Here is a 17,486-nt window from a genome sequence, read left to right on the forward strand (position 1 = left end):
TGTGAGTAATAACAAATAGAATGCTGCCACATACAAATTTTAGCTGAACTAAGCATCAATCGGTCAAAGACAACCCTGCGATTTCACTCTAAGATAGACGCAAATTTAAAAAACAACAATGGTTTAGCTATGACAAATCCACAACATACCGCACCTATTCTTGTGACAGGTGCGACAGGCTACATTGCCAGTTGGGTGATTAAAAATTTACTGGAGCAAGGTCATACCGTACATGCCACTGTTCGTGATCTCAACAAAAAGCCAAGCTTTGCACATTTAGATAAAATTGCAGCAGAAACCACGGGCACACTTAAACTTTTTAAAGCCAATCTACTTGAACCCCATTCATTTGATGAAGCCATGCAAGGCTGTGAAACCGTGTTGCATATGGCATCTCCTTTTGTGGTGAGCAACTTTAAAGATGCGCTAAAAGACATTATTGAACCTGCTATTTTAGGCACTGAAAATGTGCTGAACAGTGTCAATAAAACCGAGTCAGTGAAACGTGTGATCGTGACCTCGAGTATTGCTGCAACTTATGGCGATGCCATTGATATTCAACACACCGCAAAGAATGAATTTGATGAATCGCATTGGAATACCACCAGTTCAGAAACACATCAACCCTATCCCTACTCCAAAGTCATCGCGGAACGTAAAGCATGGGAGATGCAAAAAGCACAACAACGTTGGGACTTGGTGTGCATTAACCCGGCGCTGGTTCTCGGTCCATCATTAACCGCAAATACCCAGTCAGGCAGTGTGGAAGTTCTACAACAATTTGCTAACGGCATGACCTTGCTCGGTGTACCGCCTATGTGGAATGGGATCGTCGATGTCCGTGATGTTGCAGAGGCACACGTTCAAGCTGCATTTAATCCTGATGCCGAAGGGCGCTATATTATTAGTGGTGGCACTTTGAGCTTATTGGAAATGGGGAAAATTTTACGTCAGAACTTTGGTCCTAAGTTCCCCTTCCCACGTAATAAACTCCCGAAAGCGGCTTTCAAACTGCTTGGTCCTTTGGCAGGTTTCTCCAAGTCATTTGTTGAACTGAATATGGGTTATCCAATCTACTTTAATGCCCATAAAAGTCAGCAAGAACTCGGCATACAATACCGCAACATTGAAACCAGTCTGATTGAGCATTTCCAGCAGTTACTGGATGACGGGGTGGTGAAAAAATACATTCCTTAACGTCTAAAAAAACCACATGCATCTAACATGTGGTTTTAACTGCGCTGATTCAAACTTTAAGCTTATTAACCTTGTACTTGTCCGTATTCAGCCATCAAGTTTAAAAAGTCGGTTTCATTCATTACTTGTACTCCCAGCTTTTCGGCTTTTTCGAGTTTCGACCCAGCTTTTTCACCTGCAACCACGCATTTGGTTTTACTCGAAACGCTACCGCTAACACGCGCGCCTAAGGCTTGGAGTAACTGTGTCGCTTCATCACGTCCCATACTGCTGAGCGTACCAGTAACCACCCAGCTCTCACCATTAAGAGGCTGACGTGTAGGTGCAATCGGTGCATCCCAGTGAATACCGGCTTCAAGCAAACGATTTACCACTTCCAAGTTATGTTCAGCTTGGAAAAAATCGATAATCCATTCAGCGGTAATATCACCGACATCTGGCGTTTTCTTTAAGGCTTCAAGATCCGCAGCTTTAAGGGCATCAAAAGTCTGAAAGGTATTGGCAAGCATACGTGCCGTGGTTTCCCCCACACCGCGAATACCCAAGGCATAAATGAAGGAAGCCAGTGTGGTTTTCTTGCTATTTTCAATAGCATCAAACAGGTTCTGTACCGACTTTTCACCCATTTTTTCAATCGTCAGCAACTGTTCCCGATGTTCATGCAAGCAATAAATATCAGCGACATTTTTCAACAAATCGAGGTGTAATAAAGATTCCACCCAACGATCACCCAAGCCTTCAATATCTAGCGCTTTACGTGAAACAAAATGGCGAATCGCTTCTATACGCTGTGCCGCACAGTACAAACCGCCTGAACAGCGCGCCAAAGCTTCACCTTCTGGCATCACTACTGGCGAATCACAGACTGGACATTGCGCTGGAAGATGGATCTCTTGGGCCTCCACTGGGCGGAATTCTGGCCAGACTTTTTCCACCTTCGGAATCACATCGCCACTGCGGTAGACACTGACGGTATCGCCAATACGCACATCTAAACGGTGGATTTCTCCAATATTATGCAAGGTGACATTGGATACTGTTACCCCCCCTACAGCCACAGGATTTAAACGTGCAACCGGTGTTAAAATTCCTGTACGACCCACTTGCCAGTCAATATTTTCAACCGTAGTTAAAGCAGCAACTGCGGGGAACTTATACGCCGTTGCCCAACGTGGTTCACGACTTAAGAAACCCAATTGTTTTTGCTGCTTTAAGCTGTCCACTTTAATAACCAGGCCATCAATTTCAACACTCAAATTCGCACGTTTCGCATTAATTTCTTCATAGCATTGCTGCACTTCCTGAATGCTGTCACAAATAAAATGACATTCACCTACCGCAAAACCAAATTGAGTGAGCCATTCCAGGCTGGCAAACATGGTGGTCTGACCATGATGGGGTTCGCACTGCGCAATACCATAGGCATAAAATGCCAAAGGTCGTGATGCCGCAATTCCTGGATCTAGCTGACGCAGACTGCCTGCAGCTGCATTACGCGGATTAGCAAAGGTTTTTTCACCTTTGGCTTCATTTTCAGCATTGAGTTTTTCAAAGCCCGCTTTAGGGATGAGCACTTCACCACGCACTTCTAATAGCGCTGGAACTGGACCTTGAGCAGACGAAAGCACTTTTGGCAAGTTACGAATGGTTTTGACATTATGGGTAATATCTTCGCCCGTTTCGCCATCTCCTCGTGTCACCCCACGAACCAGCACCCCATTTTCATACCATAGGGAAATCGCCAAGCCATCGAACTTCAATTCGACATCGTATTGAATTTTTTGATTCGGCAAACGCTCTTCTACACGGCGCGCAAAAGCAAACAGGTCTTCTTGGTTAAATACATTCCCCAATGACAGCATTGGTACCTTATGGGTCACGCTTGCAAATTTAGAGAGTGCTTTGCCACCGACTTTATTGGTCGGGGTATCGGCTTGTACACATTCTGGATATTGCTCTTCTAAAGCCTTGAGCTGATGAAAGAGTTGATCATATTCACTATCTTCAATGCTTGGTTGATCCATCACATAATAGGCGTGGTTATGCTTGGCTAAAATTTGAATCAATTGACGCATTTGCGCTTTGATAGTTGAATCCTGGGTCATACACTCACCATAAAAAAGGGCGGTTGATTTCCGCCCTTAAAAATATTTTATCTACTCGCTATTATAGAAATCGAGTCCGTCAGTTTCAAACTAAACTTCTACAGTTTGTCCTGCACGATAGTCGATTGCATGATGACGCCATTGCTCACGCAACTGAGGTGTGAATTCCTGATTGTTCTGATCATAGACGGTGCCATCAATTTCACGCGCAATCAGACGTGAAAGACTGTCCATGGTATCAAAGGCATTTTGCACATCACTATGTGGCAAGGCCAGGAAGAATGCCAAACCTTTCACTTGTTCAGTGGACAAGGTTTCAAGGTCAAAACCGGCTGCACCTTCATCGGTAATTTGCAAGACTGAAAACAGTAATTTGCTGTCGTCTTGATTGTAGCGATGGAAACACGCCATTTCACCAAAACGTAGACCATACTTAAGCAATACTTTTAAAGTTTTTTCACCTGAAAGTACGCGGCGTTCCGGGTAAACATTTAACGCAATAAACTCAACCGCAGTTGATAAGGCACTTTCTTCATCAACGCGTTGCTGTTCATGCAAATGTTCATCCAAAATACTGCTTTCATCTTCAAACTCTGAAATTTCAGCTTTTTCGATATTCGCATTTACGCTATGTTCTGCTGAATCTTTTGTTACCGTTTGTTCAGCTTGAATCGTTTGCTCTTTTACAGCATCTGTTTTTGATTCAACTTGATTGGTTGTTTCTGCTGCAGCGACTACTGGCGCTTTAACTTCAGCATTTTCAGATTTTGTTTCTGCTTTTTTTGCATCTTGAGCCAGCTCAACAGCCGATTCCGCTAACTTGGGTTCAACACGTTCTATACTTGATGGCTCATTGGCACTTTGTAATTGATCACGGACATGGCGAGGAATCACGGGTTGCTGGCTATCTGTGTCTACATGAAGTTCTGAATCTAATGAAGGTGCTGCATTAGCAGGTTTTTTAAAAAGTATTCTTAAACCGAATAACATAATGATAACGGCGATAATAATACCAACGACGGTGGTGATTTCCATACTATGACTCCGCGACTAAACCGTATTCTTTTGCCTGTTCCAAATCGACAGTGACTAATTTTGATGTACCAGGTTCTGGCATGGTAACACCTAACAAATCGGTTGCCATCGTCATTGCAACTTTATTATGGGTAATGTAAATGAATTGAACTTGTTCAGAAAGTTCTTTTACCAAATTACAAAACCGTCCCACGTTTGCATCATCCAAAGGGGCATCTACCTCATCCAGAACACAGAACGGTGCCGGATTTAAACGGAAGATTGCAAACACCAATGCCAATGCTGTTAACGCTTTTTCACCACCAGACAAGAGTGCCAAAGAGCTATTACGTTTACCCGGTGGTCGAGCCATTAGTTTTACACCCGATTGCCAGTCATCTTCAAGACTTAAACTCGCTTCTCCACCATTAAATACTTTAGGGAACAAATCCTGTAGCTCGAGATTGACCTGATCAAAGGTGGTCATAAACAACTTGCGGGTTTCCTGATCAATACTTTTCATGGCCCCTTGTAATTGATCAACCGTTTTTTCCAAGTCTTCAATTTGATGGCTCAGCTCTTCAAAGCGCTTGGATACTTCTTCGTATTCTTCAGAAGCAGCCAAATTAACTGCACCCAATTTTTCAAAGCGTTGTTGGGCTTTTTCCAGTTGTTGTTGATGTGAAACCAGGTCAATATTTAAACCGCTAATGACTTCACTATTCAATGCATTCAGTTGTTCTGAATAATGTTGAAAATCCGATTTGGCCACTTGCCAGGCCAGACGCTTTTCTTCCAGTTGACCGCGTAATTTCTCGTCCTGCTGTTGATGCTGATGACGTTGTTCGGTCAACTGTTGCTGTTTTTCTTGAATATTATTCAGTTCAACTTGCCATTCATTCCAGGTCTTTTGCAACTTCTCTGTGACTTGTGATTGTTGATTAAATTGTGATTCAAGTGCTGGCAGTTCTAGCTGGACCGGATCGACAAATTTTTTCGCCTGTTCCATTTGCGCAATAATCTGCTGATATTGTGCTTTTGAGAAGGAAGCATCTTTTTCCAGCAATTCAACTTGTTGCCCAGTTTGTGTAGCCTGACGACGTAGCAGCTCCAATTCCTGTTGCGCTTGCTGCCACGTGTGCTGGTTATTTTCCAGCTGTTCGGTGAGTTCTTCAACCTGAAATTGCAGAGTCTTATAATTCGGTAAAGCCTGCTCAAGTTTTAAATTCAAGGCATGCAAATCAATTTCCAGATCATCTTTTTGCATGGCATCTTCTTCAAGCTGCGCATCGAGTTGCTGTAACTGATTTTGCAATTGTTGTTTCTGTACTGAAAATGCCTGAGCCGTACTTTGTACTTTCGCAATATTGACATCAAGCTGTTGCAAGGCCTTTTGCTGTTGCTTTAACTGGTCTTGCTGATCTTGAATGTTTTTTTGCAGCGTTTGAATCTGTTGGAAGATTTCCGGCAATTGTTGTTCCGCAGCTTCAAGCTGCGGCAACTGCTGTGCAAGTGCCGTTTCAATTTCATCTAAACGGATACGATGGCTGAGTGCCCCTTGCCCGGCTTGGCTTGCCTCATCATAAAATAAACCAATCACCCAATCCGCACCCACATGATAGCCATCCAGACTTAAGATGGACTGACCGGTGCTTAATTGTGATTGTAAAGACAAGGCCTGTTTGAGACTGTCCGCAACCGCAACCTGCTGCCAAATGGAATGTTGTGGCGACTCAATCCAGTCAGCCAAACAAGGCAACCCAGCCAATTGAATGTGATCTTGCGAACTATTGCTTTTCAACTGACGGGCAATACTTTCAGCGAAATCAGCATCCGCATCTAATACCTGTGCAGAAAGCCATTTTGCCAAAAACTTTTCAATCAGATTGGCATGTGCTTTGGCCTGATCTTTCAGCTTCAATACTTGCATCAACTGCACAGCATTATTCTGAACTTTCGGACTATTCTTAATCAGCAACTGATTGAGATTTTTCTGTTCTGATTGCAACACCTGAATCGCAGATTTCAAACTTGAAACATCATTTTTCTGCTGTGCATACTGCGCTTGCACTGACTCTAATGTTTGTTTCTGGGTTTGAGTCGCTTGTTCTAATTGCTCAATCTGCTGACCAAGCTGAGATTTTTCACTTTCAAGCTGTGCAATATCATCTTGCTGATCTTGGTGTTGAAGCTGTGCTGTTTGCTGTTGCAGAGTCTGCTTTTGCTGTTCGATCCGGGCAATATTTTTCGCCAACTGCTCACTTTGCGCCAGCATCTGCATTTTTTGCTGTTGCTGCTTCTCAACTTGGGTTTTGACCAGTTCAAACTGTTGCTGCACTTGCTGCTGCTGTGCCTTTAAATCAGCAAAACTTTGGCTCTGGTCTTGGTTCTGACTTTCTTGCTGTTGTAATTGCTCTGCCTGCTGTTCATGTTGCGATTGCAAAGTTTCGATTTGCAATTCAATTAATTGTAGTCGTTCTTTGGTTTGTAGCTTTTGTTGTTCGAGCTGAGTTAAAGTCGAACTATTTTTCTGGAACAAAGACTGTTTCTGTTCCAGGGTCATTTTCAATTCAGACAGTTTTTTCTCAGCCTGTTGCCACTCATTTTGCAGTGGTGTGGACTGCTGAATCAGGCGCTGGAACAGTTCACTGGTCGCCGTTAAATCATGTTCCAGAGTGCTTAATTCCGAACGAACCAGCTTAAAAGTATCGCCCAACTCATTCATTTGCAGGGTATATTCTTGCTGCAAGCGGCTACTTTGTTCACATTGAAAAGACAACACTTCAACTTTGATGGTGCGAATCTGGGTTTCCAGTTCTTTATATTGAATCGCGCTTTCAGACTGACGTTTCAGGGTTTTCAGCTGTGACTTCAGCTCTGAAGCAATATCTTCAAGCCGCGATAAATTTTGTGTGGTGTGATCGAGATGCAACAAGGTTTCACGACGACGTGCCTGATAACGCGAAACACCCGCAGCTTCTTCAATATACACCCGCATTTCTTCAGGTTTGGCATCGACCAGACGGTTAATCATGCCCTGTTCAATAATCGCGTATGAACGTGGCCCAAGACCAGTGCCCAAGAAAATATCGGTGATATCACGACGACGGCACTTGGTACCATTTAAGAAATATTCAGACTTGCCATCACGGTTGACCTGACGACGCACCGCCAATTCATTATAGGCATTGTATGCACCACCGAGCTTGCCATAGGTATTGTCAAAACGCAGTTCAACACTGGCTACGCCTACAGGTTTACGTTTAGCCGTACCGGTAAAAATGACATCTTGCATGCTGCCACCACGCAGTTGGCGTGCACTTGATTCCCCCATCACCCAACGGATGGCATCAATCACATTAGATTTACCACAACCATTTGGCCCAACAACAGCGGTACGATTCGCCTTGAAATGTAAAGTCGTACTATCGGCAAAAGATTTAAAGCCGGAAAGTTTTAAGCTGCTTAAACGCATAATGTCCTGATCAACGTCGTGAACGTCTTGCCCATGCAAGTTCGATTTGTTTCATCCGTGTTAGAGATTCCAACACAAGGTTGCGCAAGTGTCGACAAAAATCATCCATAAATAAAGTAGCTTGTTGTGATTTTCGGATCAAAACTGCATCAGTCACCAATTTAAACAGTTCAAATGATTCCTCTAGCTCGCGACGAGAGATATTTAAGGTTAAAAAATAGCTGCGGCGCATTGAGGGTAACAGCTCTCGATAGAACTTCATCAAATAAGGATTGCTTACCATTTCGTGCTGACGCGCCATACCTTGAAAGATTAAATCATAGAATTTTTCAGTATGTCCCTGACGTGTCTCTTCATGCAATTGCTGCAATAATGCCTGAATTCTTTCAGCTTCATGGCTGCGCCAGGTTTCCGCCACCCGATGCACAATTTGTCCCAATAGCAACGCGCTCATATCAAATAAAGCACGAACTTGTTGCGCAGACATTTCTGACACAACTGCACCACGGCGCGGGTAAATTTCAATCAGTTGCGTGCGTTCCAACAGCAATAATGCTTCACGCACGGAGCCACGACTGACATCGAGTTCAGCCGAAATCCGCAACTCTTGAATGCGTTCACCTTCAACCAATTCACCACGAATAATTTGCTCACTAATATGCTTCGCAATTTGTTCGGACAAACTGTCTTTTTCCTGTTGTTGCATACTCGTCCTATCTTGTTTTTATAAGATGCAATCGAAAAATTTTCACACGTCTAGATTGACCCTGTTATTTTTACTGCGTTTAATCAATTTAAAAAATGACATTGTCAGACAATTATTAAGTCTTTAAGGCCAATTTAATTTTTTTAACATGGCTCAACTGGATTAAACATTCAATCTTATCTATTGATTAACCTTACATTACATCAATAATCATTTTATTTTTATATTTAAATATAAAAAGATGCGAACAGTTTAACCGTAGCGCACCTTTAAAATCTGTTTTGATCACTTATTTTAAAAAATTAGAAATAAGTCGAAAAACCCTGATAGATAAAATATATACCTACCGTAGTTAAAAGGCAGGCAAAACATCTTTTCAGCATCGCTGGAGACAACTTATGCGCCACTTTTGCCCCAAGTTTTGCAGTAATGAAGCTCATTACACTAATGCCGATAAAGGCATAAATATGCACATAACCAATACTATGCGGTACTTCAACCGAGGTATTCGAGCCAAACCACATAAAACCTAGTGCCCCGGCAATCGCAATGGGTAAGCCACCTGCTGCAGAGGTTGCTACCGCTTTTTGGATCACCACACCATGACGGATTAAATACGGGACGGTAAGACTGCCCCCACCGATGCCGAAAATAGCCGATGCAATCCCGATGCCTCCACCTGCAAGCAGTTGCATGCCTTTAGACGGTAAATGATGCGACGGATCAACGGGTTTACTTGCACCGTTAAACATGCCATATGCGACCCAGACCGCAAAGAATCCAATCAGTAACTGTAAGCCTTGACCCGACATATAGTCAGCAATACCAGCACCTAAAAATGAGCCTAAAGCCAGACCTGGAGCTAAATTACGGAATACATTCCACATTACCGCACCGCGTTTATGATGCGCTGAGACAGAGCTTATTGAGGTCACAATAATGGTCGCCAATGAGGTACCGACGGCCAAATGCATAATGACTGAAGGATCATACTGCAGCTGCGTGAACACAATATATAAAATTGGCACAATAATCAGGCCGCCACCGACACCAAACAGTCCAGCGGCAAAACCAGCCATTGCACCAATCAATAAATATATGATTAACTCCATTATTCACATTCCACTGTTGCTTAGATTTAAATGGATTTAGAGACTCGACAACTGCAAAAAATCCTCGACGAAGCTCATCAGCTCCCTGAAGTTTTAATACTGAAACCAGTCACGACTTCAACCAATGATGATGTACGGGAAATTGCACTCAAAGGCGTTCAGAACGTTTTAGTCTGTAGTACCAGACAAACTCAAGGTCGTGGACAACGTCAACGACAATGGGTCTCCCCTGAAGGGAACATCTATTTAAGCACATTGCTGAATACGCGAACACCCATTGATGGTCGGCTTGCCCTTGAAATTGCATTAAATATTTTACAAATGCCGAGTCTGAAGAACTTGGATTTACAAGTGAAATGGCCGAATGATCTTTATAGCACCCAGGGCAAATGGGGCGGAATTCTGGTTGAACCGCTTTCCCCGCATCAGGTGATTGTCGGTGTAGGGATCAATCTTGAACCCATTCCCAAAGAAAATATTGACCAACATGCAACTTCACTCAGTGAATTGGGCTTGACCCATATTTCTCGTATTCAGCTTGTTGCAGAGTTATATATGGCGATTCAACAGGCCAGTGAATGGTTTGATCATCATTGTTATAACCTTGCTGCCCGTTTCAATCACTATGCGGCTTTCAAAAATCAGGCGGTTGAATTTGAGCATCATTCGGGGCTATGTTCAGGTACCTTTTTAGGGATTCAGGATGATGGTGCGGTCAACATTGAAACCAGCGAAGGCTTAAAACAATTTTATCAAGGGCGCTTACGCCGCTTAGAAACCTCTCTTTAGAGAAATGCAATGAAGAATTTATGGTTAGATATTGGGAATACCCGTCTAAAATATTGGATTACCGATAATAATCAAGTCATCGAACATACTGCAGAAATGCATCTACAGTCGCCTGCCGATCTACTTTTAGGTCTGATTCAGCACTTTAAAAGTTTGAACCTGAATAATGTGGGTGTCTCTTCGGTACAAGACAAGAAAAACAACGACCGTATTCAATACATCTTAAAAAGTCTTGGTATTCGAGTGGTGTTTGCTCAAGTGCAGGCTGAATATGCCGGTTTAAGTTGTGGTTATGATAATACCAGCCAACTCGGTATTGATCGCTGGTTACAGGTTTTGGCTGTCGCACGTGATCCAGAGCAAAATTATTGTGTGATTAGCTGCGGGACGGCTTTGACCATTGATCTTGTGGATGGCTTACAGCATTTGGGCGGTTATATTTTACCGAACCTGTATTTACAGCGAGATTCCCTGATTCAAAACACCAAGGGCATTAAGATTCCTGATGCAGCCTTTGATGCATTGACACCGGGACGCAATACCATAGATGCGGTACATCATGGCATTTTATTAGGGCTGGTGAGTAGCATTGAAAAGGTGCTAGAGCAATCACCTCGACAACTGATTTTAACAGGCGGTGACGCGCCTTTATTCGCCAATTTTTTACAACAATACCATCCGATTATAGAAACCGATTTATTGTTGAAAGGTCTACAGCGCTATATTCAGTATTATGCTGAAATGAGATAAGGTTGAATTGTCTGCCAGACCTCTGGCAGTTCCATACATCCTTCTGAATCAATAAAATGTCACTGACAGGGTTAAAGATATTGATCTATTGTTTAAAGATTACTGTGCCAATTTATTTGAAATTTAGCTATAGCAAAGGTTTCAGAATATCCCAAACTTGTTTAAATTCTTCAAAACCATCGCTTCGCATAAAATGCCCCGCATGCTTCACCTCTTGCATTTGGGCATTAATAAAGTGCCCTAACAGGACAGCTTTAGGTGGAGACACATAAGGATCATTGCAGGAAAACAGTAAAAACCGGGTCGCAATCTATTTTTGCAAAATGGCCATGTCTAATTTTGCCTGCCGAATAAAACCGTCCAATTCGGGCAATGCAGTTAATTTATCTTTAAAACCGGCAACCAAAATCAGCCCTTTAATTTGAGTCTGGCTGAGTGCCTGAGTTAAAAAATGCAAGCTCGCAAGACAGCCCAGACTATGCGCAACAATAATACTTTCTGGATCTAATTTTGGCATTTGCATCTGCAACGATTGTTGCCATATTTGAAAATTAGGCGCGTTTGCATCGGGTAGTATCAGACGTCTTGCAAGATGACCTGAATGTTGAACCTGTTGGCTGAGCCATGGAAACCAGTGATCATTCTGTGATTCCTGATCACCATGCACGATATAAACTTTCTTTTGATTTTGTAATGCTGACATATCTTTTCTTCTTGTTATGGACAATTTTATTATGGTTTCATTTTTATCTCATTTCATAACAATAGGTAGAGTTGTTTTGTATTTCTCATTTTAATTTTATTTAACCTACAACTTCACAAAAAATTATTTCTAAGTTTTAAAATTCCTAAATGATCTGATAAAAACAAAAAAGGCGCATAGAGCGCCTTTTTTTACGAAAAAATATAATCTTACTTCTTGTCGTTTCCACCGAACAATGGTCCCATACCGCCACCACCGCCGAATTTATTTTGCATACCACTCAATGATTTCATCATTTTTGCCATGCCTGACGGATTGGCAAATTTCTTCATCATTTTCGCCATTTGCGCATGTTGTTTAATCAGTTTATTGACTTCAACAACTTCCATACCACAACCCGCTGCAATACGTTTTTTACGGCTCGGGTTCATCAGGTCTGGATTACGGCGTTCTTTAATGGTCATCGACTGGATAATCGCTTCCATTTTTTTCACTTGCTTTTCAGGGTTCGCTTGCGCAATCGCATCTTGAATCCCTGAATTGCTCATGCCAGGCAACTTGTCCAAGAAGCCCATCATGCCGCCCATTTTATTCATTTGCTCAAATTGCATCAGCATATCTTCAAAGTTGAAGCTACCGCCTTTTTGCAATTTTTTCGCCATTTTTTCGGCTTTTTCTTTGTCGATCTTGCGTTCAACTTCTTCGACCAAAGAAAGCACGTCACCCATACCCAAGATACGTTGTGCAATACGCTCAGGATGGAATGGCTCTAGGGCATCGAGTTTTTCACCCATACCCAGGAATTTGATTGGTTTACCCGTAATGGCGCGAACCGAAAGTGCCGCACCACCGCGTGCATCGCCATCCGTTTTGGTCAGGATCACACCGGTTAAAGGCAATGCATCATTAAAGGCTTTTGCAGTATTCGCCGCATCCTGACCGGTCATGGCATCAACCACAAATAGGGTTTCAGTTGGCTTAATGGCTGCGTGAAGCGCTTTAATTTCGTCCATCATGTCGTCATCGACATGTAAACGACCTGCGGTATCGACAATCAGGACATCAGCAAACTGGATTTTTGCTTGCTCAATGGCACGATTGGCAATGGTAATTGGGTTTTCGTCAGCGCTCGATTCAAAGAAAATTGCGCCTACTTCGCCTGCAACCGTTTGTAGCTGTTTGATTGCTGCTGGACGGTAAACGTCAGCAGAAACCATGGCTACTTTTTTCTTTTGGCGTTCTTGTAAGAAACGTGCAAGTTTTGCAGCAGTGGTGGTTTTACCCGCACCTTGCAAACCTGCAAGCAGTATCACCACGGGTGGTTTTGCTGCGAGGTCGAGGCTTTCATTGGCCTCGCCCATCATTTTTGTCAGTTCGTCATGGACGATTTTTACGAATGCTTGGCCCGGTGATAACTGAGTCATCACTTCTTGGCCCAATGCCTCTTCCTTAACTTTCGCGATGAATTCACGAGTTACAGGTAACGCAACATCGGCTTCAAGAAGTGCCATACGTACTTCACGTAACGTATCTTTAATATTGTCTTCGGTTAGCTGCCCTGAGCCAGTAACATTTCTTAAACTCTGCGTGAGTCGTTCTGTTAAGGTATCAAACATTGCAAAATCCGCTTAAAATTGCCAGTTGCAAAAAAATCTTTCTTAAAATAGAAAATTTATGCATAAGATGCTATAGGATACTGTAGTTCACGTAGAATTTATATAAATGAATATTCAACATCCTGAAAAAGGTTTGACATGATCAGTCTCCCCTTGGTTTACACGATCTTAGCATTAATTTCTTATACCACATCTTTCTGGTATTTGTTTATTCACTTAATGTCAAAGCGTGATCCGAACCATTGGTTTATAGGGCTTGTACTCGGTTTAGGGGTATTGCTACATACTGTTGTTTTATATAACGATATGGTGACACCCTTAGGTGTAAATTATGACGTATTTCTGTTACTGTCATTTACATCGGGTCTGATGTTATTGTTGAGTTTAATCTTTAGTACTTACCGCCCCATTTTGGCGCTCAATTTACTGGGTGTTCCTGTTGCTGCGATCGGCCTGATTTTAGGTTTTGCCTTAAGTAAATCAAATCAGGTGATTGAAGCACACTCTTTAGGCTTGGACATTCATATTATTTTGTCTTTATCGGCCTATGCGGTTCTACTGATGGCCACCATACAAGCGGTGATTCTGTGGTTCCAAAATCGTGAATTAAAAAACAAGCAAAAAAGAATTTGGGTCAACCTACTCCCATCATTCCAAGCCATGGAATCTTTGCTGTTTGATTTAATCATTACTGGTTTTATGCTACTGACTTTGGCGCTCGGTTTTGGTTTCTTCACCATTGAGGACTTCTTCGCCCAGCACTTAGCGCATAAAACTGCCTTTAGTATTATTTCCTGGTTTGTTTATGGCTCGCTGCTGATTGGTCATTACAAACTTGGCTGGCGTGGTCAAAAAGCCATTCGCTTTACCTTGATTGGTTTTATGCTGCTGGCGATTGGTTTTATTGGTTCCAAGTTTGTACTGGAAATGATTTTAGGAAAATAAGCACCTTTTTCATTTGCTTAATCCCAGACACGGAACAATAAGCAGATAGTCCGTGCGAAATATGATAAATCATTAAAAAAGCCCGATCAGTAAGACTGGGCTTTTTAATAAAATCTAAAGCATTGATTTTAAATAAATAATAATAGTATTTATCATAACTCATATTCTATTAATTTGAGAAATTCTGAATAGGAGAGTAAAAATTTATATTAATTTAAGAAAACCCAATGATAATTAAATCTCGATGACTTTTTTAATATCCACGATGTATCAAAGAATCAAACAATGGGCTAAATCACTCAAGAAAGATATCTTGGTTGTTTGGCTTATTGCAAAAGATAAGCGAACACCCAATTTTATAAAGCTCTTAGCTCTAATTATTGCTGCGTATGCCTTATCACCCATTGATTTAATTCCAGATTTTATTCCCATCCTTGGATATTTAGACGATATTATTTTTGTCCCTTTAGGTCTTTTGCTGGTTATTAAACTTACTCCACAAAACATTATAGATGATTGTAGAGTTCTCGCTGCTACACTCGTCGAGAGACCGGTAAACCGTTGGGCAGCAGGAATCATTATCTTGATCTGGCTTGTATTTTTGGGATATCTGGCCTTGTATTTCATGAATTATCCGCTCTCTATGCTACCTATTTTTAAAGAGTGAAATTCTCTAAAAATTTCCTAATCCTTCCACCCATTTAATAGAATGTCATTTATACGAAATACAATTGAAATAATAATGCAATATCAGCAAGTTAAACTAAAATACAAAATATCAGCAGAATCCCGGCTTGCAAACAAGTCGTTTTTTTTAAATTTAAAATAAAGTCTTTTACCAAAAAAAAATGATCACTTTTTTAATGTTCCCGATGCTCTCAGCACAAAAACTATATTCAATTTTTGCGAATAAAACTGGGATAGTTTTTAGCCAGCTTTGTACGCATATGCTCACAACAATTCCGGCTCTTTGCGCCTATACGACCTGACTGCAATTTCCTATGATGGGGACATAGAGAACAGGATGTTCCAAATAACAAGAATAAGAAAGATCGCACAAGGATGGGCAGGTACGACAGGAGTTATACCAAGTGAACCAATACGAAAAACCCCAACAGGATGTTGGGGTTTTTTATTATCTGTTTTAAATGCAAATAAAACTTGGATAAACCTCTAAAATACCGAGTGAATGCCTGACGCACTATTTTTGTTTCATCATGGCTCAACCTAATCTAACCCAATTCAAGCAGCAAGATACTGCTTTAAGCTTAGATCAAATATTGAGCTTCTAAAAATCAATTATTTACTATTTAACTGCTGATTATGAGCCGCTTTTCCTTCAATAGGTTGTGAACTCACTGACGGCTAGTTGGCTGAAGCCGTGTTTATTGCCTTATTCATTAGACGGTTATCAGTTGCTGCAGCAACTGGTGATACGCGCCAAATCATATTCCCTACATCATCAGCGACCAAAATAGCACCTGAGGAATCAACTGCTACACCCACAGGCCGCCCAAACGCATCACCTTGATCACTTAAAAAGCCAGTCAATACATCTTGTGGTTGACCAGAAGGTTGTCCATTTTTAAACGGCACAAAAATAACTTTGTAACCGCTATGGGGTTTACGATTCCATGAGCCATGCTGACCAATCAATGCACCACCGCGGTATTGTAGCATTAGTTCGGCAGTATAAAATGTCAAACCTAATGATGCCGTATGGTTACCCAATGCATAATCAGGTGGAATCGCGCGAGCGACCAGCTCAGGGTTTTGCGGTTTCACCCGGGTGTCTACATGTTGACCATAATAACTATAGGGCCAGCCATAAAAAACCCCGTCTTTGACTGAGGTCAAGTAATCAGGCACCAAGTCATTGCCAATTTCATCGCGCTCATTCACCACCGTCCATAGCGTGCCACTCTGCGGCTGCCAGTCCATCCCATTTGGGTTACGGAGGCCGGTCGCAAATTGGCGTGCTTTGCTACTTGCAATATCAAATTCCATAATCAGTGCGCGACCCGCTTCTTGATCTAATCCATTTTCAGCCACGTTACTGTTTGAACCCACCGTAATATAGAGTTTTGTGCCCGTAGGGTTGGCAATCACATTTTTGGTCCAGTGGTGGTTTAAAGTGCCACCTGGTAAATCCAGTACTTTGGCGCCGCTTGAAGTAATTTGAGTAGCACCAGTTTGGTAAGGAAAGCGCATGAGGGAGTCGGTATTGGCCACATACAGCGTATTGCCGACCAGTGCCATGCCAAATGGAGAATTGAGATTTTGTAAAAATACGGTTTTTTGGTCAGCCACCCCATCGCCATTGCTATCACGGAGCAAGCTAATGCGATTGGCACTTGGATGTGATGATCCTGCACGCTTCATCACCAGTTTCATGATTTTGCCTTTAATGCCCTTGCTGTCATCTGGCTTAGGGGGGGCATCGGTTTCAGCCACCAGCACATCCCCATTAGGCAACACATACAACCAACGCGGATGCTGAAGTTCTTTTGCAAATGCTTGTACTTTTAAACCCGCAGCAGCTGTTGGCATAGTCCCTGCAGGCCAGCCTTTAGCCGGGGCAATATTCACCGTAGGGAACAAACTGGATTTGGGTTCAGGCAGATGAGGTTGGGGACCATAGCTGTCTGTAATTTGGGACTTCGAGGGTGACGCACATCCTGTTACTGCCAATAAGATGGCAGAGCCCGCTATGGGAAGTAAAATGGGCAGTAAAAATCGAGCAGACATCTTTTCTCTCCTTATTTTTATTGCAATAGCCCTACCTTACTGTCACCTATAAATCTCAAACTTGCTTGAGTCTTTTAGTAAAAAATAATAACCAATGATGATGTTTTTGAGTTTTATTATTAATATTTCATTTATAGCTAAATACCAAATAAATCATTACAGTAATCTTTAAACAATTTATCAATATCTTTAACTCTAAACTTATTGCGAATCATTTTTACTCGTGACCACATTTTTTCTATAGGATTTAAGTCCGGGCTATATTTAGGAAGCCACACAATGTAATGGCCTGCACAGCGTATCAACTCCTGAAGCCTTTTTCCTTT

General features: G+C 42.0%; 13 protein-coding genes and 1 pseudogene. 5 read left to right on the forward strand and 9 right to left on the reverse strand.

Annotated elements, in window-relative coordinates; translation table 11 throughout:
- The first annotated feature begins 129 nt into the window (after positions 1–129).
- Positions 130–1,197, forward strand: a complete 1,068-nt coding sequence (locus tag E0409_RS07850) for an SDR family oxidoreductase (RefSeq protein WP_131289453.1) — start codon at positions 130–132, stop codon at positions 1,195–1,197.
- Between the two features lie 65 nt (positions 1,198–1,262).
- Here E0409_RS07850 and ligA read toward each other — a convergent pair whose 3' ends face one another.
- The 5 genes from ligA to E0409_RS07875 form a co-directional block, all read right to left on the reverse strand.
- Entirely contained in the window at positions 1,263–3,302 is a 2,040-nt protein-coding gene (ligA, locus tag E0409_RS07855; RefSeq protein ID WP_131289455.1) for an NAD-dependent DNA ligase LigA, read from the reverse strand.
- 90 nt (positions 3,303–3,392) lie between these two features.
- Complete coding sequence (locus tag E0409_RS07860) at positions 3,393–4,337, reverse strand: cell division protein ZipA C-terminal FtsZ-binding domain-containing protein (protein ID WP_131289457.1); 945 nt, start codon at positions 4,335–4,337, stop codon at positions 3,393–3,395.
- A 1-nt stretch (position 4,338) separates the two neighbouring features.
- Entirely contained in the window at positions 4,339–7,791 is a 3,453-nt protein-coding gene (smc, locus tag E0409_RS07865) for a chromosome segregation protein SMC (protein ID WP_131289475.1), read from the reverse strand.
- A gap of 10 nt (positions 7,792–7,801) precedes the next feature.
- Positions 7,802–8,497 carry a GntR family transcriptional regulator gene (locus E0409_RS07870; protein WP_131289459.1) on the reverse strand — a complete coding sequence of 232 codons (696 nt, stop codon included), beginning with the start codon at positions 8,495–8,497 and terminating at the stop codon, positions 7,802–7,804.
- A gap of 302 nt (positions 8,498–8,799) precedes the next feature.
- The gene (locus E0409_RS07875) at positions 8,800–9,609 is read right to left on the reverse strand and encodes a sulfite exporter TauE/SafE family protein (RefSeq protein WP_131289461.1); all 810 of its coding nucleotides are present in this window, start codon (positions 9,607–9,609) and stop codon (positions 8,800–8,802) included.
- A 30-nt stretch (positions 9,610–9,639) separates the two neighbouring features.
- On the opposite strand from E0409_RS07875, the gene E0409_RS07880 reads away from it, so the two are divergent.
- Positions 9,640–10,398, forward strand: a complete 759-nt coding sequence (locus E0409_RS07880) for a biotin--[acetyl-CoA-carboxylase] ligase (protein ID WP_131289463.1) — start codon at positions 9,640–9,642, stop codon at positions 10,396–10,398.
- A 9-nt stretch (positions 10,399–10,407) separates the two neighbouring features.
- Positions 10,408–11,148, forward strand: coding sequence for a type III pantothenate kinase (locus tag E0409_RS07885; protein ID WP_131289465.1), 741 nt, complete (start codon positions 10,408–10,410; stop codon positions 11,146–11,148).
- A 127-nt stretch (positions 11,149–11,275) separates the two neighbouring features.
- On the opposite strand, the pseudogene E0409_RS07890 reads toward E0409_RS07885, so the two are convergent.
- Both E0409_RS07890 and ffh read right to left on the reverse strand, forming a co-directional pair.
- Positions 11,276–11,851 (reverse strand): annotated as a pseudogene (locus E0409_RS07890) (RBBP9/YdeN family alpha/beta hydrolase).
- Between the two features lie 209 nt (positions 11,852–12,060).
- Positions 12,061–13,467, reverse strand: coding sequence for a signal recognition particle protein (ffh, locus tag E0409_RS07895; protein WP_131289467.1), 1,407 nt, complete (start codon positions 13,465–13,467; stop codon positions 12,061–12,063).
- A gap of 138 nt (positions 13,468–13,605) precedes the next feature.
- Here ffh and E0409_RS07900 point away from each other — a divergent pair, with 138 nt between their 5' ends.
- Both E0409_RS07900 and E0409_RS07905 read left to right on the forward strand, forming a co-directional pair.
- Positions 13,606–14,412, forward strand: coding sequence for a cytochrome C assembly family protein (locus E0409_RS07900; protein ID WP_131289469.1), 807 nt, complete (start codon positions 13,606–13,608; stop codon positions 14,410–14,412).
- 244 nt (positions 14,413–14,656) lie between these two features.
- On the forward strand, positions 14,657–15,079 hold the full coding sequence (locus tag E0409_RS07905; RefSeq protein ID WP_250852364.1) for a YkvA family protein: 423 nt from the start codon (positions 14,657–14,659) through the stop codon (positions 15,077–15,079).
- A 698-nt stretch (positions 15,080–15,777) separates the two neighbouring features.
- On the opposite strand, the gene E0409_RS07910 is transcribed toward E0409_RS07905, so the two are convergent.
- The gene (locus E0409_RS07910) at positions 15,778–17,160 is read right to left on the reverse strand and encodes a PQQ-dependent sugar dehydrogenase (RefSeq protein WP_131289471.1); all 1,383 of its coding nucleotides are present in this window, start codon (positions 17,158–17,160) and stop codon (positions 15,778–15,780) included.
- 137 nt (positions 17,161–17,297) lie between these two features.
- Positions 17,298–17,486 (reverse strand): transposase (locus E0409_RS07915; RefSeq protein ID WP_171458792.1); only part of this gene is annotated, 189 nt, incomplete at its 5' end.

The organism is Acinetobacter sp. ANC 4862 (genome assembly GCF_004336635.1).
Classification (GTDB): domain Bacteria; phylum Pseudomonadota; class Gammaproteobacteria; order Pseudomonadales; family Moraxellaceae; genus Acinetobacter.